Consider the following 17,721-nt stretch of genomic DNA (forward strand, 5'->3'; position numbering starts at 1 on the left):
TAGCGTAAAAAGTCAAGATGCATAACGTCCCGACTTCGTGTCCGCAGGAAAATCCAAGGTCGACATGCCGGAGCCTCGTCACGACGCCAGGTTTTAATCTTCTCTTCACGATTGCGGGATACTGTCAATAGCGGCGTCGGGACTCCGGCGCGGAACCAGTCTCATCATTGTTGAAGGATCAGTATGCGTATTTCCGTTATCGGCTGTGGCTATCTCGGTGCCGTGCATGCGGCTTCGATGGCCAAGCTCGGCCACGAGGTCATCGGTATCGATGTGGACGAGCGCAAGATCAGCGACCTGCAGGCCGGCCGCGCGCCGTTCTTCGAGCCGGGCCTGCCCGAGCTGCTGACCGAGGTGCAGGAAACCGGGCGGTTGTCCTTCTCCACCAGCATGGCCGATGCGGAAGGCGCCCGGGTCCACTTCGTGTGCGTCGGCACCCCGCAGCGCAAGGGCGAAAACGCCGCCGACTTGACCTACGTCGACTCGGCCTTCAACGAGCTCTTCCCCTACCTGCGCGAGGGCGACATCGCCGTCGGCAAATCCACCGTCCCGGTCGGCACCGCCGCCCGACTCGCCGGCCTCGCCGCGGACAAGGCCCCCGGCGCCGTGCTGGCCTGGAACCCCGAGTTCCTGCGCGAGGGCCACGCCGTCAAGGACACCCTGACCCCGGACCGCTTCGTCTACGGCATTCCCGCCGGGCCGGCCGGCGACGCCGCCACTGAGGCCCTCGACGAGGTCTACGCCACCCCGCTTTCCGCCGGCACCCCGCGCCTGGTCGTGGACTATGCCACCGCCGAACTGGTCAAGACCGCCGCCAATTCCTTCCTCGCCACCAAGATCTCCTTCATCAACGCGATGGCCGAGGTCTGCGAGGCCACCGGCGCCGACGTGACCGCCCTCGCGGACGCCATCGGCATGGACGAACGCATCGGCCGGAAGTTCCTCAACGCCGGCGTCGGCTTCGGCGGCGGCTGCCTGCCCAAGGACATCCGCGCCTTCATGGCCCGCGCCGGCGAACTCGGCGCCGACCAGGCCCTGACCTTCCTGCGCGAGGTCGACGCCATCAACATGCGCCGCCGCTCCCGCGTCGTCGAACTCACCCGCGACCTCTGCGGCGGCTCGCTCATCGGCAAGCGCATCACCGTCCTCGGTGCCGCTTTCAAGCCCGAATCCGACGACGTCCGCGACTCCCCCGCGCTCTCCGTCGCCGCCCAACTGCAGCTGCAGGGCGCGACCGTCACCGTCACCGACCCGGAGGCCCTGGCCAACGCCAAGGTCCGCTTCCCCGAACTGTCCTACGAACCGGACACCAAGACCGCCCTAGCCCGCGCCCACGCCCTGGTCCTGCTGACCGAGTGGAAGGAATACCGCGAACTGGACCCCGCCGCCGTCGGAAACCTCGTCGACGCCAAGACCATCCTCGACGGCCGCAACGTCCTCGACCCCGCCGCCTGGCGCGAAGCCGGCTTCACCTACAAAGGCATCGGCCGCCCGTAGCGGGCACCGGACAGAGCCACCCGCGTCCGCAGCCACACGCGCGGAACGGCCCCTCACCGGGACCGTTCCGCCGTCGTACGCGGACCCAGGCGGTTAAGGATCGGAGCCCGACTCCGGCGATGGGCACGGGCGCCCGATGCCGGCCTTAAGGATCAGCTGGCCCCAGGATCAGGGCCCGGGGGTCTCGCCCAGGACACGTAGGCGCTCGTTGTAGTCGTCCGGCGTGATGTGCCCGTGCGCCAGCCGCTCATCCAGGATCTGCCGCGCCCTGCTCCGCGGCAGCGGCCCGCCGAATTGCGGGCTGCCCTGCGGCTGCTCCGGCAGGGGTTCATTCCGCGTGAAGGAGACCAGCGCGCGGACCACCAGCACAGCCAGCAGCACGACGACGGCCAGCAGGACCAGGCCGAAAATCCAGGCGAGGCCCATGAAGTACCAGTTCCCGTTCATCATTGCCACCATCCCCTTTGATGCCGCAACAGGGGCCGCGCCGGGCTCCCTTGGTGCCTAGGATACGCTTCGGCGGCACCGGGAGACAGGGGCCGGAAGACGCACTGTCCACGTCCACTGATCCAAGGTTTCCCCAACGGACGGCACCAAGAATGAACACGGCATGGACCACCGTGCCATGGCATTCATTGACACGTCCGGAGCGGCAGAGCAAGGTAGACACCACCGGATTTGGAGAGATCGAGTGGGGGCAGGCAGGGTTGACGCCCCGCTTCATGGGAGAACAGCATGAGCTTCAGGTCCTGGTCAGCAGCAGTCGGAACGTCGGGCCCGGGCGCCGGGGGAAGCCGGTGCTTCCGCGGCTGGGCACGCCGCGGGACGGCGGCGGCCGCGGCACTGGGCCTGGCCGCCGGAGCGTGCCTGCTGCCCTCGTCGGCCGCCTTCGCGGCTCCGAATCCGGCCGCCGTCGAGTTCGAGCCGGGCGCCGCCGGCCTGGGTGATCCCTACTACCCCGACGCCGGCAACGGGGGCTACGACGTCCGGCATTACCGGCTGGACCTGGACTACCATCCGCCGACGGACACGCTCGCCGGCACCGCCACGATCACGGCGCGGGCAACCCAGGACCTCCGTTCCTTCAATCTTGACCTGGACGGGCTCAGCGTCGAGTCCGTCCAGGTCAACGGCCTCACCGCGGCCTGGTTCGTCCTGGACGATGAACCGGGCGGGGAACTGACCGTCACCCCGCCGCAGGGAATCCGCCGCGGCAAGGTGTTCACCGCCGTCGTCAAGTACAGCGGTGTGCCGAAGACGATCACCAAGCCGGGCACGGCCGGATTCATCCACACCGAGGAGGGCGCCGTCGTCACCGGCCATCCGCTGGGGGCGGCCACCTGGTTCCCGTCCAACAACCACCCGAGCGACAAGGCGACGTTCAGCTACAACATCTCCGTGCCCGACGGCTGGGAGGCGCTGGCCAACGGGGCACTCAAGGGCAAGTCCAGCAAGTCCGGCCGGACCACCTGGTCCTGGGAGGCAAAGGAGGAGCTGCCGACCTACCTTGCCTCGGTCAACATCGGCGATTTCGATATCGAGTCCTACTCCAAGAAGGGCACCGACTACTGGAACGCGCTGGATCCGAGGCTGAAGGACGTGGTCACCCCGCGCAACGGCCACGGGCTCGCCTGGTCGCACGCGGCGGACTCGTCCTACAAGCGGCTGACCCGCACCATCAGCGTCCCCGACGGCGGCGCGGAGTTCTCCTTCTGGATGCACCGGGACACCGAGCCGGGCTGGGACTTCGCCTTCGTCGAGGCCCGGACGGCGGGCGGCGGCGACTGGACCACGCTGAAGGACACCACCGGCCACGCTACCGACGACACCGGCCAGTCCTGTCCGGCCTGGCACCAGGTGCACCCGTTCCTGGAGCACTACCAATCGGACGACGGCGAGGGAGGCTGTACACCGGAGGGCACCTCGGGCAAGTGGTGGGCGGCCAGCGGCGCCAGCGACGGCTGGGAGAAGTGGGAGTTCGACCTGGAGGCCTACAAGGGCAAGGACGTCGAACTGTCCATCACCTACGCCAGCGACATCACCGGCCAGCACGACGGCGTATTGGTCGAGGACATCGACGTCTCCACCGGCGAGGGGTCTACTTCCTTCGAGAACGACCGCAACCGGGACCGGCTGGAGGGCTGGCAGGTCGCGGAGGCACCGGAGGGCAGCCCGGCGAACACCAGCAACTGGGAGGCCGGAGTGTCCACGCCGACGTCCATCGGCGCGAAGGCGCAGAAGGGCCTCGACCGGCAGCCCAGGATCCTGTCCTTCCTTTCCAAGAAGTTCGGCGCCTACCCGTACGCGTCGGCGGGCGCCGTGGTGACGGACCAGGACGGCCTGGGCTTCGCCCTGGAGAGCCAGAGCCGGCCGATCTACGCCAAGGACTGGTTCTACGATCCGGCCAGCGCGGACTCCTACATGGTCCATGAACTGGCCCACCAGTGGTTCGGCGCGGACCTGTCGCTGGCCTCGTGGAAGGACGCATGGCTCGCCGATGGCTTCGCCACCTACGCCCAGTGGCTGTGGAACGAGGAACAGGACCTCGGCACGACGCAGGAAACCTTCGACTTCTACGCCGGCATCGACGCCGGCGAGCAGTTCTGGAAACTGCGGCTGACCGACCCGAAGGCGGACCACCTCTTCGACCCGGCGCTGCAGGCCCGCGGCGCGATGGTGCTGCAGGCCCTGCGCAAGGAACTCGGCGACAAGGAGTTCTTCGGCCTGCTGCGCAGCTGGACCGCAACGCAGTCAGGGAAGGCGGTGGAAAGCAAGGACTTCACGGGTTTTGCCGAGGTCTATTCCGGCCGGGACCTGGATGAATTGTTTGACCAGTGGCTTTTCACCCCGGGCAAGCCGGGAAGCCTGAAGACATCCTGAGAATCGCCGGTTCCGGCCGTGTCTGGTGGGGCCGATGCGGCGGCCGAGGCCTAAAGTGGCTGTACATTTCCTGGGGAGGAAAAATGCAACGTGAGCAAGCAACGGGAACCAGCAACTTCCTGACCGTCTCGGACGTCGCGGCACGGCTGAATGTTTCCAAAATGACCGTCTACCGGCTGGTGCATTCCGGCGAGCTTCCCGCCGTTCACATCAGCCGCTCATTCCGGATCAGCGAAGACGCCGTATCGGACTACCTGGCGCACGCCGCGGTGGAGGCCGACCCGGTCCCCTAAAGGCCGGGTTCCGGCTCCGTCAGCCCGAGGCGTTGCGGCGCAGCACCCAGACGTTGCTGTCGCCCTCGCGCTCGAACGTGACCGTCGTGACGAGGGCCTGGATCAGCGCCAGGCCCCACCCCGACTCGTTCTCTGCGCCGGGTTCCGGCATCTCGGCGTCGTCCGCGGCGGGATCGGAGCGGCGGGCGCCGATCTCGCTGATGCGTGCCTCCAGCCGCTCCGCCGACACCGTCACGTCCACGCCCAACTGCAGCCCGGCGCCGGCGTCCGGCTCCGCATGCCGGATGACATTGGTGGAGGCCTCGATGACGGCGGTGGTGAAGGCCATCCGGTCCAGGTCGGACAGGAACTGCGCGTCCGTCCAGAGCTCGTCCAGGGCGGCATGCACGGCCTCCAGGGTCTCCCCGGAGGCCGGGCCGCGGCGCGAGAACCCCGCTACGATCTCAGCCATTGGAAAAGGCGGCCTCAACGCTGTGGTACGGGGTCAGGACCCGGTGCATGCTGGTCAGCTCGAGCACCATCTGGACCTGCGGCTGGACGTTGGCGATCCGCAGGTCCCCGCCGGCCTGCCGCGCCAGCTTCAGGCAGCCGATCAGGGCGCCGAGCCCGGAAGAGTCCATGAACTCCGTGCGGGCCATGTTGACCACAACGTGGTTGCTGCCATGCGCGACGACGTCCGCGACAACCTCGCGCAGCTTGGGGGCGGCGACCATGTTGAGCTTGCCGACGCCGTTGACCTCGGCGTAATCCGGCAGCCGTTCAACGGTGAATTGCATCTGCGTTCCTTTCCAGCGGTTTAAACCCCTTGTACCGGACCGCCTTGATCAGGACGCTCATCACGACCAGATCGAAGACCACCCAGGCGACATTGACCAAAGTTCCGATCGGCTCGTTCATCCCGGCGGCCAGCCGGGCCAGCCCCGCGATCAGGGCCACGACCAGCAGGACCATGGCGACGAGCTGCGGCCGGATCAGGCTCCAGCCGGGAGCGCCCGACTGCCTCGCCTTCGGCGTGACCGCGAACCCGAGGGGACGGCCGAACCAGACGTTGCGTGCCGCCGTCGTACACGCCTTGATCCAGGTGGGGAAGAGCGCCAGGCTGTACTGCTGCCCGCGCCAGGTGCTCACCCCGCGGCCGATCACCGCGAAGAGCAGCTGGTTGACCACCATGAACGGAATGAAGCGGATGAAGAAGTCGAAGCTCAGGCTACTCACGGGCAGGATGCCCAACGTCAGGTAAACGATCGGCGCGGCGATGTAGACGACGGCGGCGAACCCGCTCAGGTAGCTCCACATGGTGGCGAAATACATCAGCCGCTGGCCGGGCTTGAGGCCGCGCTGCACCAGGGGGTTCTCGCGCAGCAGCACTTGGATGGTGCCCTGGGCCCAGCGCAGCCGCTGGGTCAGCATGGTCTGTACGTCCTCGGGCGCCAGGCCGTAGGCCAGGATCTCATGGTGGTAGACGCTTTCCCAGCCCATGCCGTGCATGCGCATGGCCGTCGCCATATCCTCGGTGACCGAGATGGTGGCCAGCGGCATGATCGGCTGGGCCTCGTCCGAGCGCTCCACCGAGACCGCGTCCAGCACCGCCTGCACCGATTCGAGCGCGCCCAGCGGCGACCAGTCGCGCTTGGCCATTCGTTCCACGGCGCTGTCCAGCTCGTCCGGCACCTCCAGCCCTTCGCCCTGGGCCAGGTCCATCGCCGCGATCTCGGCGAGGTCCGCCTCCAGCGCGGAGAAGTCGGCGGCCACGAGGGTCTGCACCGCCGCGTCCACCTTGCGCCGCACGCGGTACGTGATTTCGCTCAGCGAGGCGCCGTCCTTCAGCTCGCGGGACGCCTGGTTCGCGGCCTCGGCTACCTCGTCCAGCAGCGCGGAGACCAGCGGATCGCTGGCCTGCGGGGAACGGCGGGCCTGGCGCACGGCGCGGCGGGCGCCGGCGAGGGCCTGCCGGACCCCGCGGTCCACCTCCCGCACGTAGCCGGCCAGGCCCAGCTGCATCAGGGCCTCGCGCCGCAGGATGGCGTTGGAACCACAGAAGAAGGCGGCGTTCCAGCCGTCCTTGCCCTGCTGGATGGGCCCGTAGAAGAGCGGCGCCTGGCTGCCCAGCGGATCATCGGCAGGCACGTTGCTGAAGTACTGCGGTGTCTGCACCAGCGCGACCTTGGGGTTGCGGAAGTACCCGAGCGTCCGGTCGAGGATCTCCGGTTCCGGAATCTGGTCCGCATCCAGGATCAGCAGGAATTCGCCGGACGTCGTCATCAGGGCGTTGTTCAGGTTGCCGGCCTTGGCGTGGCGCGGCCGGTCCGCCCACTCCGTGCTGCGGGTCAGGTAACCGAGCCCGTGCTCCTCGGCGAGCCCCCGCAGTTCGTCCCGGGCGCCGTCGTCGAGGATCCAGGTGTTGTGCGGGAACCTGATGCGCTGCGCGGCCAGCGCCGTTTCCATGACCAGGTCCAGCGGCTCGTTGTACGTGGTGATGAAGACGTCAACCGTGGCCTCGGGGTCCGGATCCGGCGGCTCGGGGCGCCGCTTGAGCCGCCACACCGTGACGCCGAAGAGGCACACGTCGATGAGGCTGTACGTCTCGGCCAGCACCAGCGGCACGGCGATCCACCAGGCGGACCAGTTCAGCGATTCGAGCCAGCGCCAGGCCACGTAGTTGACGCCCAGGATGATCGTGAGCACCACGACGAGGCGGACCAGGAACCGGTTCATGCCGGCGCGGACCCGCCGTCGGCCCGGCGCACCATGACGGCGGTGACGTCGTCGGCCGCGGCGTCCGGCCCGGCCAGCCGCAGCACGGCATCGCAGGCGCCCTGTGCCGTCGCCTCCTGCGCCGCCGCCTCGCGAACGGCGGCGATGGCCTCCGGCACCGAGTCGAAGGCGTCCAGCAGGCCGTCGCTGGCGATCAGGACCGCCTCCCCCGGGGCAAGCTCCACGCTGTTGGAGCGCCAGGTGCTCCCTGGCAGCGCCCCCACGGGCGGCCCGCCCGACGGCAGTCGGCTCACTTTGCCGTCGCCAAGATAGAGGCCGAGCCCGTGGCCGGCATCCACGTAATCCAGCCGCCCGCGCCGCGCATCGAGCCGCGCGTGGAAGACGGTGACGAAGGACCCGGACTGTTCCAGGTCCCGCTCGAGTTCCCGGCCGGCGGCCCGGAAGGCGGCATCCAGATCCGCCTGGCCGGCGGAAGACCGCAGCACGGCCCGGACGGTGGCCGCGATCAGGGCCGCGCCCATCCCCTTCCCCATCGCGTCCGCGAGCGTCAGCTGCAGGCCGTCCGGGGTGGGGTACCAGTCGAAGAAGTCCCCGCCCACGCTCCGGGCCGGGCGGCAGTTTCCGCCAATCTCGTACCCGTCGATCAGCAGGGGCTCCGAGGGCAGCAGGCTGCGCTGCACCTCGGCCGCGCGCCGCTGTTCGTCTTCGCCGGGCACGACGGCGGACGGCTGGGTGCGCGGGCGGCGGAACAGGGCGGTGATGCGGGCGGCGAGTTCCCGCGGGCTGAACGGCTTGCTGATGTAGTCGTCCGCTCCGGTCTCCAGACCCTCCAGGCGGTGGAGTTCGTCGGCCCGCGCGGTGATCATGAGCAGGTAGGCGTCCGAGAATTCCCGCACCCGGCGGCAGACCTCGATGCCGTCCATGTCCGGCAGGTTCAGGTCGAGGGTGATCAGGTCCGCCCCGCCGGCCCGCACGAGGTCAAGCCCTTCGATGCCGGTGGCCGCCTCGACGGTCTCGAAGCCCTGGCCCGCGATGATCTGGACCAGAAGGCCGCGGATATCTTCGTTGTCCTCCACAATGACGGCGCGGCGGGTGCTTTGCGGCTCAGGCATGTTCTCATTAAGTCGGGAATCACCCCATTTGTCACATCTGTCCCACAGAAACCGCCATCATCACGGGTAACCGGAGCCGCCGTTGTGGATAAAGTCCTCGATTACCTGACGCTCAACCGCATCAGGTTCGACACCCTCTCGCTGCGGATGCGGGTGGTGCTCAGCCAGCTGCCGCTGTCCATCACCATGCTGTTCCTCCTGGGCGGCAGCATCGTCCTGCACGCACCGCTGGTCCAGGACCCCCTCTTCCTGCTCAGCATGGCGTGCAATGCCGTGCTCCTGCTGGCCTGTTTCCTGGTCCCGTGGGAGAAGCTGCCGTATCCGTCCTTCCTGGCCATCCCGCTGCTCGACTTCGTGCCGATCGGGCTCCTTCGCGAAGGGGCGGGGACGCACCTGATCGGGCTGGGGCTGCTGGCCGCGTTTCCGGTGATCTGGCTGGCCGCCTCCGGCCAGTTGCCCCGATTCTCCGTCATCGCCGGTGCCCTGGCATCGCTGGCCATGGTGTGGATACCGGTCCTGGCCTCCGGGGAACCCGTCACCGTGGACACGCTGACCCAGCCCCTGCTGGTGCCCTTCATGATGCTGGCCATCGGGATCACCATCCGGGTCATGACCGCCAGCATGATGGCACAGCAGGCCATCCTGGAGGCGAAGGACGCCGAGCTTCGCGAACTCCTCGAGGCAAGCGGCCGCCGCGAGAGGCTGCTGCGCACCGTCGTCAATACGGTGGACGTCGGGGTCCTGGCCCTGGATCCGGCCGGCCGCAGCGTGCTGGCGAACCGGCCGCTGGAACAGATGCGCCGGGTCGCCACCCCGGAACGCGTGGACAAGGCGCCGCTGAAGGACCTGCTCCTCTACCGCATGGACGGCGTCACGCCGATCGCCGAACCGGACCTTCCCATCGCCCGTGCCGCCCGCGGCGAGACCTTCTCCGAGTACCTCGTCAGGGCCGGCCGGACCGGCCAGCAGCGCGTGCTCTCCACCTCGGCCCGGACCATGAAGGACAACGAGGGGAAGCGCGAGGGCTCGGTCCTGGCCTTCAGCGACGTCACCGAACTGGCAGAGGCACTCAGCGCGAAGGACGACTTCCTCTCCAGTGTTTCCCACGAGCTGCGCACTCCCCTGACCTCCATCCGCGGCTATACGGAGCTGCTCCTGCTGGACACGAACCTGCCGCCCCAGGTGACCGCCGGCCTGACCGTCATCGACCGCAACGCCGACCAGCTGTTCAAGCTGGTCACCGACCTGCTCGGGACGGCCACCGGATTCGCTGATCTGCAGCCGGTCGAGGCCGACCTCGCGGACCTCCTGAAGCAGGCAGCCACCGCGGCGGAACCGCGGGCCGCAGCCTCCGGCGTCGTCCTTTCCCTGGATGCTCCGGAACCGCTGATGGTCGAGTGCGATCCGGCACGCATCCGGCAGGTGCTGGACAACCTGCTCTCCAACGCGGTCAAGTACTCCCCCGACGGCGGCACGGTCACCGTGCGCGGGGGCGTGCGGGACGGCGTGGTGTACGGGGAGGTCGCGGACACGGGCATGGGGATGGCTACGGAAGATTCCGGCTCGATCTTCACGAAGTTCTTCCGCACCTCGACGGCCCGGAGGAGCTCCATCCCCGGCGTGGGGCTGGGCCTGCCGCTGTCCAAGGACATTGTGGAACGGCACGGCGGCAGCATCTGGTGCACCAGCGCCCCGGGCGCAGGCAGCGTCTTCACTTTCACGCTGCCCCGCCGGACCGACGGCGGGATGCCCGGAGGGACGGCCGGCGGAAACCAGTAGGATGGACTCTGGTCCGATCCGAACCGATTCCCCGGGAGTTTTTTTCCATGGCACTCTCTGCCTCCACCGCCCTGTCCCACCCCGTCACCGAGGTCATCGAGACCTTCACCAACGAAGACTTCCTGCGCCACATCAGCGAGATGGTCGGCGGCAGCCTGGTCTCCGTCGAACAGGACGGCGAGACGGCCGGGGCGTTCACCCTCAAGGTGGTGCGCAACATCCCGACCACGCGCCTGCCGGACATCGCCCGCAAGATGCTGGGCGAGTACCTGTCCGTGACGCAGACCGAGAACTGGCAGGCCCCCGAGGCGGACGGCTCCCGGACCGTGAACATCGACGTCAAGATCGCCGGAGCCCCGGTGGACGTGGACGCGGTGCAGAAGCTCGTGGCCGTCGGCGGCACCACCCGCGTGGATCTCGAGGGCACGGTCTCCTCCAGCATCCCGTTCCTCGGCGGCAAGGTTGCCTCCGCGGCCGAGCCGATGCTGGGCAAGGCGCTGAAGATCCAGGCGACGCAGGCCGAAGCCTGGATCGCCGGCCGCGCCTGACGCCGGAGGAACGCAGCTCATGACGATGCCCGCAGCGCTGGCCTGGATCCTGGTCTTCGCCGGCCTCTGGTCGCTGATTGCCTGGGCGCCGATCCTCCTGGCCGCGTGGAAGGACCCGCGCGCCAAGGACGAGAACGGCGCCCTAACGCGCTACTTCACCAACCGGTTCATGCTTGCGTCCACGTCGATGATCCTGGGCCTGGCCACGGCGGTCATCGGGGTACGCGGCCTGGTCGGCTGAATCCCTGCCAAACCCCAGTTAACGGTCCGGGCCGGCGGCATTTGCCCCGGCCCGGACCGCTCAGTCCGTATAGGTCCGCCAGCGTTCCTTGACGTCCTCCGCCAGGTCTTCCCACGGCGGGGCGTCCGGCATCCCCAGGCCGTCCAGCAGTTCCATGCGCTCTTCATACAGCGCCTTGCCGGCTGCATCCCGGTCGCTTGCTCCCACGCCTCCGAGTATCGCCCATGCGGGGCCTATTACTAAAACCTTCCGGCGTCATGATCCGTCTCTGTGGCCGCTGTGCCCGCTGTGCTTCCTGCGCTCCCTGGGCTGTCGGCGCCGTTCCCCCCGGCCAGCACCCGCTCCTTGGTCCATCCCGCCGCGGCGGAGACCATCCGCTCCAGCGGACCCTGCCGCTTGCAGGTGACGTTGTGCCAGAGCACCGCGAACAGCACCGCGGCGAGGACGTGCAGGACGAACGCCAGGTGCGGCCGCCCGCTGAGGAAGCCGGTCGCGAGCAGGACCAGGTGGGCCGAGTACAGCGTCAGGCTCATCGTGCCGGCCATGGCCAGCGGGGACAGCAGCGAACGGAGCGCGGTGCCTGCGAAGAGGACCACGCCAAGCACGACGGCGGCGATCCCCAGGGTGTTCAGCAGTTCCACCGGCGTGGAGGAATAGGGCGAAAGCACCGTCAGCCACCACCCGGTGGAGGTCGGCAGGCCGTCCGTCGGGCCCCAGGTGAGGATGTCGTCCACTCCCTCCGCGCCCAGCCGCGGGCTGTTGGCGATCAGCTGTTCCCGCCCGCCGAGCGGGCCCGTCATGACCAGGGCGAACAGCCAGGTCGCCGCGCCGACAATGGCCCCCGAGACCACTAGCCGGACCTGGATGTCCCGGCTGGCCAGGTCCAGCTGGCCCACGGCCATGCCCGCGCAGATGTAGGTCATCCAGGGCAGGGCCGGATACGAACCGGTCAGCAGGAGCGCCCCGACGACCGCGCCCGGATCGTCGAAGAGCATGCTCAGCGAGGGATCGTAGCCGCCGAGGCCGTGCAGATCCGGGCGCAGCCCCTGCATCAGGAGCGGCCCGAGCACCGCGAAGCACACCGCGGCGATGCCCAGGGCGCGGGCGCTGAGGCCCAGCAGCGGAATCGCCAGCAGGAACATCGCCCCGTAATAGGCCAGGATGATGGCCGCGGGCGGATCCAGCAGGGCGATCAGGAAACCCAGGGCCAGGATGAGCGCCGCCCGGACGGCCAGCGCACTCTTCGCGGCGGTCAAGGCCCGGCCCCCAACGGCCTGCGCCTTGGCCGCCGAGAGCGAGAGCGATATCCCGGCCAGGAACGCGAACAGCGCCGCCGAGGTTCCCGAGAGCAGCTGCCAGGTCGTCGTCGGTTCGAAATCCGCGTTCCAGCCCGGCAGGACATGGATGGCCATCATGGCGATCAGTGCCATCCCCCGGGCGGCATCGAGGGCGGCGATGCGTGCCTTGGCCGGGCCGGCCGAGACGGTGGTTCTGCTCATGGTGTGTGGTTCCTTCACGGGTCGGTCGGCAGGTCGGTCGGCTATCAGACGGGCTGGGAGACGCCGGCGCCGGAGGCGGCCACGCCGGTCAGGCCGGCCAGGTCGGCCAGCAGCGCGGAGTGTTCCTCGGCGCTTAGTTCGGCCAGCGGCGCGCGCAGGCTGCCCGCCGGCATTCCCAGCGCGGCGAGCGCGGCCTTGACCGACGCGGCGGCCGGAGCGCGGAACATTCCCCGGTAGACCGGCAGCAGTTCCCGGTGCACCGCGAGCGCCTGGTCCACCCGGCCCTGCGAGTAGAGGTGGAACAGTTCCGCCAACCTGTCCCCCACGACATGGCCGACCACGGAGACGAAGCCGACGGCGCCGATCGCCAGCAGCGGAAGGTTCAGGGCGTCGTCGCCCGAGTAGTACTCCAGCCCGGTCTCGCGCATGACCCAGGAACTGCTCTCCAGATCGCCCTTCGCATCCTTGACCGCGACGATGCCCGGGTGCTTGGCCGCCGCCGCGAACGTCTCCGGTTCGATGGCGACGCCGGTGCGCTGCGGGATGTCGTAGAGCATCACCGGCAGGGAGGTGCTGTCCGCCACGGCGAGGAAGTGGCGCAGCAGCCCGCGCTGCGACGGCCGGGAATAGTAGGGCGCCACGAGCAGCAGCCCGTCCGCTCCCCACTGCTCCGCCGCCTGGGCCAGCCGGATGCTGTGCCTGGTGTCGCCCGCTCCCACGCCGGCGATGACGCGCTTGCCGCTGCCGGCGACCGCGCGCCGGGCGGCGCCGACCATCTTGGACTTTTCGTGGTCGGTGGTGGCGATGGACTCGCCCGTGGTGCCGTTCACGACCATGCCGTCGTTCCAGCCGTCGCGGGTCAGCCAGGCTGCGAGCCGCTCCGCGGCGGGCAGGTCCACGCGGTCGCACTGGTCGAAAGGCGTGACCATGGCGGTGAGCACGTTCCCGAACGTGGTGGCCGCCGTCGTCGCTATTTCAAGGCCGTGGATGGTTGTCATGGTCGGTTCCCCCCGGAAAATGTTGCGGTGCGGTCAGGTTGCAGTGCGGTCAGTCGGTGCTTTCGGCGAGCTGCTGCTGGCGGCGGACCCCCGGCGACCAGCTGCGGATCGGGTTGCCGGCCCAGTGGCTGGCCGCCGGAACGGATTCCGAACGCATGACCAGCGAGCCGGGCCCCACGATGGTGTGGGCCTGGAGCCGGCTGCCCGGCAGCACGATGCTGTTCGGCCCCAGCGTGGAGTAATCCTCCAAATCGACCTGCTCCATCCGCATGATGCGGTCGTGGAAGAGATGCGTCTGCAGCACGGTTCCGCGGTTGATGCTCACGCCGTCGCCGATACTGATCAGGTCGAACTCCGGCAGCCACCACGTCTCGCACCAGACCCTGCGGCCGATCTTCGCCCCCAGCAGCCTCAGCCAGAAGTTGAACATCGGCGTGCCCAGGCTCATCCGGACCAGGCCCGGCACGGCGAGCGACTCGGAAAAGACATCGGCCAGCTCGTTGCGCCAGATGAAGGAGGTCCAGAGCGGATGCTGCGACGGGCGGAACCTGCCCACCAGCACCCACTTCGCCGTCAGCGCCACCAGGCAGGCGGCGAAACCGCTGGCCAGCAGCACCGGTCCGGCGAGCAGCGCGGCCGCCAGGAGCCCGGCCTGCAGGTAGATCTGGGCCAGAATCCACACGGTCGCCAGCGCCAGCCAGGCGGTGATCACCACGGGCAGGAAACGGCAGCTTTCGACGGCGGCGCGCGCTACCAGCAGGCGGCGCGGCGGGTTGTAGGTGCGCGCCGAGTCCGACTGGTCCACCGGGCGGGGCAATTCCACCGCCGGGCGACCGAACCAGTTCGAGGACGCCGGCATGTCCTGCGGCGCCGAGGAGAGCACGGCGATCAGCGAGTTGTCCGGCACCTTGTTGTCCGCGCCGACGATCCCGGAATTGCCCACGAAGGACTTCCCGCCGACGCTGGCCGTGCCGATGTGCAGCCACCCGGCGCGGGCGCGCGGCGCGGTCGCCAGCGAGTGGTCCGCCATGAAGGACCGGTCCCCGAAGCTACTCAGATGCGGGATGGTCTCCATCGTCGAGAGCTCCACGTGCTTGCCGACCCGGGCACCTAGCAGCCGGAACCACAGCGGGGTGAGCAGGCTGGCGTAGATCGGGTAGGCGGACACCAGGGACTTCGCCAGCAGCAGGTTGGAGAGCCAGGCGGCCCACGCCGCCGCCGAATGCACGCTGTGGAAGCCCGGCACGATCAGCAGGGCCAGCAGCCGCACCAGCCCGGCGGTCACCGCCAGGTAAAGCACCACGGTCATCGCCAGGAACACCGGGCTCCACACCGCCAGCGTCAGCAGCGCCGCCGCCAGGTCGGTGATCCCGCGGGTCACCGCGAGCACCAGCAGGGCACCGGGTACGACGGCGACCATGGGCATCAGTGTCAGCAGCAGCGTTCCCAGCGGGTACAGCAGGGCGATCGGCCGCCGGCGCGGCGCCGCGCCGGTTTCGGCCGGCCATTCGTCGCCCGCCATGCCGACCCGCTCCAGCTGCGAGCCGGCCCAGCGTTCGCCGTCGGGGACGATGCCGTTCACGCAGCTGCCCGGCTCCACTTCCGCCCCGGCCCCGATGCGCGCCTCGTTCATCACGATGGAGCGGGTGCCCACGCGGGCGTTCCTGCCGATCCGGACCCGGCCGACATGGAGCCGGTCCCCTTCCAGCCAGTGGCCCGCCAGGTCCACTTCGTATTCGATGGTCGCGCCGTCGCCGATCTCCGCCAGACCAGTGACCGGCGGCAAGGCGTCGAGGTGCACGTCCCTGCCAATCCTGCAGCCGAGGGCCCGGGCATACCAGGCGGCCATCGGCGTTCCCATCAACGGCTCCAGCTTGCCGAAGGTGGCGATGCGTTCCGCGGCCCACAGCCGCAGGTGCGTAGAACCGCCCCGCGGATACACGCCGGGCCTGAGGCGCCAGAGCAGCACCCGCGCCGAGAGCACAGCGAAGATCGCCCGGGACGGCAGGCTGAAGAGCACCATCCAGGCCGCAAGGGTCGGCAGCAGCGGAGGATTGGGCACCCACGGCGTATCCGTGAAATTGAAGAGCAGCAGGCAGACGATCGCCATGCCGGTCACGTACCGCAGTCCGGAGACGCCGTACAGACCGGCAATCAGCGGCGCCTGCACCAGCCCTGTCCACCAGGGCGTGGGCCGGACCTCGCGCTGCTCCCCGGTGGTGGTGGCGAGTCCGTCCAGGTACGCTGCCAGGTCGCCGAGCATCGGGCGGGCATAGAGGTCGGCGATGGAAACCGCGGGGTGGCGGGTCCTCAGCTTGGCCACCAGCTGTGCGGCTGCCACGCTGGCCCCGCCCAGGGCGAAGAAGTCGCTGTCGCCGTCCAACGGGACCGGTCCCAGCAAATCCGTCCACTTGTCGGCCAGCCAGCCCTCGGTCCCGGTCAGCCGATGGCCCGCGCCGTCCGCGGCCGCGAGCGGCCAGGGCAGCGCCTTGCGGTCCACCTTGCCCGAGGTCTTCACCGGCAGCTCCGGCACCACGCCGAGGGCCGGCACCAGCTGCGCGGGCAGGACTTCGGCGAGCCGCTTCCGGCAGGACGCCAGGTCCAGTTCGGCGCCGTCGTCGGCGACCAGGTAGCCGGCCAGCACCTTGTTCCCGCTGGGCGTGGTCTGCACCGCCGCCGCGGCCGCGGCCACGCCGTCCAGCCGTGCCAGCGCCTCGTCGATTTCGCCCAGCTCCACCCGCCGGCCGCCGAGCTTGACCTGCTCGTCGGCGCGGCCGACGAAGAGCAGGCCCTCCGGATCCGCGCGGACCAGATCGCCGCTGCGGTAGGCGCGCTCCCAGCCCAGGGTGGGCATCGGCGCGTACTTCTCCGCGTCCTTGGCCGGATCCAGGTAGCGGCCCAGGCCCACGCCGCCGATGATGAGTTCGCCTTCCTCGCCCCAGGCGACGGGATGGCCTTCAGGATCCACCACGGCCAGGTCCCAGCCGCGCAGCGGGAGCCCGATCCGCACCGGCCCGGAACCGTCGAGGGCCGCGCCGCACGCGATCACCGTCGCCTCCGTGGGCCCGTACGTGTTCCAGACTTCGCGCTCCGGTCCGGCGAGCCTGGCCACCAGTTCGGCGGGGCAGGCCTCGCCGCCGAAGATCAGCAGCCGGATGTCCGCCAGCGCCTCCTTGGGCCAGAGCGCGGCCAATGTGGGGACGGTGGAGACCACGGTGACGCTGCGCTCGGCCAGCCACGGGCCGAGGTCCGCGCCTGATCGCACCAGTGACCTGGGCGCGGGCACCAGGCAGGCCCCGTTGCGCCAGGCCAGCCACATCTCCTCGCAGGATGCGTCGAAGGCGACGGATAGCCCGGCCAGTACCCGGTCGCCGCGGGTGAGCGGATGATCCTGCAGGAACATCTCCGCCTCTGCATCCGCCCACGCCGCCGCGGAACGGTGCCGGATGGCCACGCCCTTGGGCTTTCCGGTCGAGCCCGAGGTGAAGATGATCCAAGCATCGTCGTCGGGGTGCGGCTGCGGGCTGTGTCCCAGCCGCTGGACGCCGGGAATCGTCGCCACCACCAGCCCTTCGCCGATCACCGCGCAGACCTGTGCCTCGGCCCAGACGGTCTCCGCCCGTTCGTCCGGCTCGTCGGCGTCCACCGGGACGTAGGCCGCGCCGGCTACCAATACGCCCAGGATCGCCACGTACAGGTCCACCGATCCCGAAGGCACCCGGATGCCGACCCTGTCCCCGGCCCCGATGTCCGAGGCCCACAATCGGTGTGCCATTTCGTCGATGCGCGCGCCCAGGTCGCGGTAGCTCAGGCAGGTGGCGCCGTCGTCGATGGCCGGAGCCTCCGGATAGCCGGCGATGGTTTGCCGGATGATGTCCACCAGCGTCCGTTCCTCCGCCGGCGGCCGGCTGGGATACAGCGCGGGCCCCGCGAGCGGCGCCTCATCCGGGCAGACTGGTTTCTCCAGCAGGCCGGCCGCCGCCACGGCGTGCGGCAGTGCAACACTCTTCAACGATTCCAAAATTTCCCCCACAGAAGTCCGGATCATCCCTGCCGTCCGGATGGTGCGAGTGACACCGAGGCATGGCAGGGCAACGCGGCACCGCCGGCGGCCTTGGGCTGCCGGCTGCGCCGTAAAGCTAGGTCTCGTAAAGCTGGT

At 69.4% G+C, this 17,721-nt stretch carries 15 protein-coding genes; 6 read left to right on the top strand and 9 right to left on the bottom strand.

Features of this window, described 5'->3' with window-relative positions:
• Positions 1-183 precede the first annotated feature (183 nt).
• Complete coding sequence (locus OC550_RS00310) at positions 184-1,497, top strand: UDP-glucose/GDP-mannose dehydrogenase family protein (protein ID WP_262103322.1); 1,314 nt, start codon at positions 184-186, stop codon at positions 1,495-1,497.
• Positions 1,498-1,665: 168 nt separating this feature from the next.
• Here the strand turns inward: OC550_RS00310 and OC550_RS00315 are convergent, their stop codons facing one another.
• Positions 1,666-1,947, bottom strand: a complete 282-nt coding sequence (locus tag OC550_RS00315; protein WP_262103323.1) for an SHOCT domain-containing protein — start codon at positions 1,945-1,947, stop codon at positions 1,666-1,668.
• 285 nt (positions 1,948-2,232) lie between these two features.
• Here OC550_RS00315 and OC550_RS00320 point away from each other — a divergent pair, with 285 nt between their 5' ends.
• Positions 2,233-4,377 carry a M1 family aminopeptidase gene (locus OC550_RS00320; protein ID WP_262103324.1) on the top strand — a complete coding sequence of 715 codons (2,145 nt, stop codon included), beginning with the start codon at positions 2,233-2,235 and terminating at the stop codon, positions 4,375-4,377.
• 83 nt (positions 4,378-4,460) lie between these two features.
• Complete coding sequence (locus OC550_RS00325) at positions 4,461-4,670, top strand: helix-turn-helix domain-containing protein (protein ID WP_262103325.1); 210 nt, start codon at positions 4,461-4,463, stop codon at positions 4,668-4,670.
• 19 nt (positions 4,671-4,689) lie between these two features.
• On the opposite strand, the gene OC550_RS00330 is transcribed toward OC550_RS00325, so the two are convergent.
• From OC550_RS00330 to OC550_RS00345, 4 genes are read right to left on the bottom strand one after another with little or no spacing between them, the layout of a single operon-like run.
• Positions 4,690-5,121 carry an ATP-binding protein gene (locus tag OC550_RS00330; protein ID WP_262103326.1) on the bottom strand — a complete coding sequence of 144 codons (432 nt, stop codon included), beginning with the start codon at positions 5,119-5,121 and terminating at the stop codon, positions 4,690-4,692.
• Positions 5,114-5,446: an STAS domain-containing protein gene (locus OC550_RS00335; RefSeq protein ID WP_262103327.1), complete on the bottom strand. Its 333-nt coding sequence runs from the start codon at positions 5,444-5,446 to the stop codon at positions 5,114-5,116. The genes OC550_RS00330 and OC550_RS00335 overlap by 8 nt, the downstream gene beginning before the upstream one ends.
• Positions 5,430-7,385, bottom strand: a complete 1,956-nt coding sequence (locus OC550_RS00340) for a glycosyltransferase (RefSeq protein ID WP_262103328.1) — start codon at positions 7,383-7,385, stop codon at positions 5,430-5,432. Before OC550_RS00340 ends, OC550_RS00335 begins: the two co-directional genes overlap by 17 nt.
• Positions 7,382-8,497 carry a PP2C family protein-serine/threonine phosphatase gene (locus OC550_RS00345; protein WP_262103329.1) on the bottom strand — a complete coding sequence of 372 codons (1,116 nt, stop codon included), beginning with the start codon at positions 8,495-8,497 and terminating at the stop codon, positions 7,382-7,384. The genes OC550_RS00340 and OC550_RS00345 overlap by 4 nt, the downstream gene beginning before the upstream one ends.
• Positions 8,498-8,581: 84 nt before the next feature.
• Here OC550_RS00345 and OC550_RS00350 point away from each other — a divergent pair, with 84 nt between their 5' ends.
• The 3 genes from OC550_RS00350 to OC550_RS00360 are packed head-to-tail and all read left to right on the top strand — an operon-like array spanning position 8,582 to position 11,065.
• Positions 8,582-10,276, top strand: coding sequence for a cell wall metabolism sensor histidine kinase WalK (locus OC550_RS00350; protein WP_262103330.1), 1,695 nt, complete (start codon positions 8,582-8,584; stop codon positions 10,274-10,276).
• A 47-nt stretch (positions 10,277-10,323) separates the two neighbouring features.
• A complete protein-coding gene (locus OC550_RS00355; protein WP_262103331.1) occupies positions 10,324-10,824 on the top strand; it encodes a DUF2505 domain-containing protein in 501 nt (166 codons plus the stop codon).
• 19 nt (positions 10,825-10,843) lie between these two features.
• On the top strand, positions 10,844-11,065 hold the full coding sequence (locus OC550_RS00360) for an SCO4848 family membrane protein (protein ID WP_262103332.1): 222 nt from the start codon (positions 10,844-10,846) through the stop codon (positions 11,063-11,065).
• A gap of 60 nt (positions 11,066-11,125) precedes the next feature.
• Here the strand turns inward: OC550_RS00360 and OC550_RS00365 are convergent, their stop codons facing one another.
• The 4 genes from OC550_RS00365 to OC550_RS00380 are packed head-to-tail and all read right to left on the bottom strand — an operon-like array spanning position 11,126 to position 17,574.
• Positions 11,126-11,272, bottom strand: a complete 147-nt coding sequence (locus OC550_RS00365; RefSeq protein ID WP_262103333.1) for a hypothetical protein — start codon at positions 11,270-11,272, stop codon at positions 11,126-11,128.
• 32 nt (positions 11,273-11,304) lie between these two features.
• On the bottom strand, positions 11,305-12,564 hold the full coding sequence (locus OC550_RS00370; RefSeq protein WP_262103334.1) for a DUF1624 domain-containing protein: 1,260 nt from the start codon (positions 12,562-12,564) through the stop codon (positions 11,305-11,307).
• Positions 12,565-12,608: 44 nt separating this feature from the next.
• A complete protein-coding gene (dapA, locus tag OC550_RS00375) occupies positions 12,609-13,562 on the bottom strand; it encodes a 4-hydroxy-tetrahydrodipicolinate synthase (RefSeq protein WP_262103335.1) in 954 nt (317 codons plus the stop codon).
• 49 nt (positions 13,563-13,611) lie between these two features.
• Positions 13,612-17,574, bottom strand: a complete 3,963-nt coding sequence (locus OC550_RS00380; protein ID WP_262103336.1) for a Pls/PosA family non-ribosomal peptide synthetase — start codon at positions 17,572-17,574, stop codon at positions 13,612-13,614.
• Between the last annotated feature and the right edge of the window lie 147 nt (positions 17,575-17,721).

The organism is Arthrobacter sp. Marseille-P9274 (assembly GCF_946892675.1).
Classification (GTDB): Bacteria; Actinomycetota; Actinomycetes; order Actinomycetales; family Micrococcaceae; genus Crystallibacter.

Bases quoted from the DNA above. Each gene is read 5' to 3' on its own strand.
- OC550_RS00310 (WP_262103322.1), top strand. From the start codon at position 184: ATGCGTATTTCCGTTATCGGCTGTGGCTATCTCGGTGCCGTGCATGCG.
- OC550_RS00315 (WP_262103323.1), bottom strand. From the start codon at position 1,947: ATGATGAACGGGAACTGGTACTTCATGGGCCTCGCCTGGATTTTCGGC.
- OC550_RS00320 (WP_262103324.1), top strand. From the start codon at position 2,233: ATGAGCTTCAGGTCCTGGTCAGCAGCAGTCGGAACGTCGGGCCCGGGC.
- OC550_RS00325 (WP_262103325.1), top strand. From the start codon at position 4,461: ATGCAACGTGAGCAAGCAACGGGAACCAGCAACTTCCTGACCGTCTCG.
- OC550_RS00330 (WP_262103326.1), bottom strand. From the start codon at position 5,121: ATGGCTGAGATCGTAGCGGGGTTCTCGCGCCGCGGCCCGGCCTCCGGG.
- OC550_RS00335 (WP_262103327.1), bottom strand. From the start codon at position 5,446: ATGCAATTCACCGTTGAACGGCTGCCGGATTACGCCGAGGTCAACGGC.
- OC550_RS00340 (WP_262103328.1), bottom strand. From the start codon at position 7,385: ATGAACCGGTTCCTGGTCCGCCTCGTCGTGGTGCTCACGATCATCCTG.
- OC550_RS00345 (WP_262103329.1), bottom strand. From the start codon at position 8,497: ATGCCTGAGCCGCAAAGCACCCGCCGCGCCGTCATTGTGGAGGACAAC.
- OC550_RS00355 (WP_262103331.1), top strand. From the start codon at position 10,324: ATGGCACTCTCTGCCTCCACCGCCCTGTCCCACCCCGTCACCGAGGTC.
- OC550_RS00360 (WP_262103332.1), top strand. From the start codon at position 10,844: ATGACGATGCCCGCAGCGCTGGCCTGGATCCTGGTCTTCGCCGGCCTC.
- OC550_RS00370 (WP_262103334.1), bottom strand. From the start codon at position 12,564: ATGAGCAGAACCACCGTCTCGGCCGGCCCGGCCAAGGCACGCATCGCC.
- dapA (WP_262103335.1), bottom strand. From the start codon at position 13,562: ATGACAACCATCCACGGCCTTGAAATAGCGACGACGGCGGCCACCACG.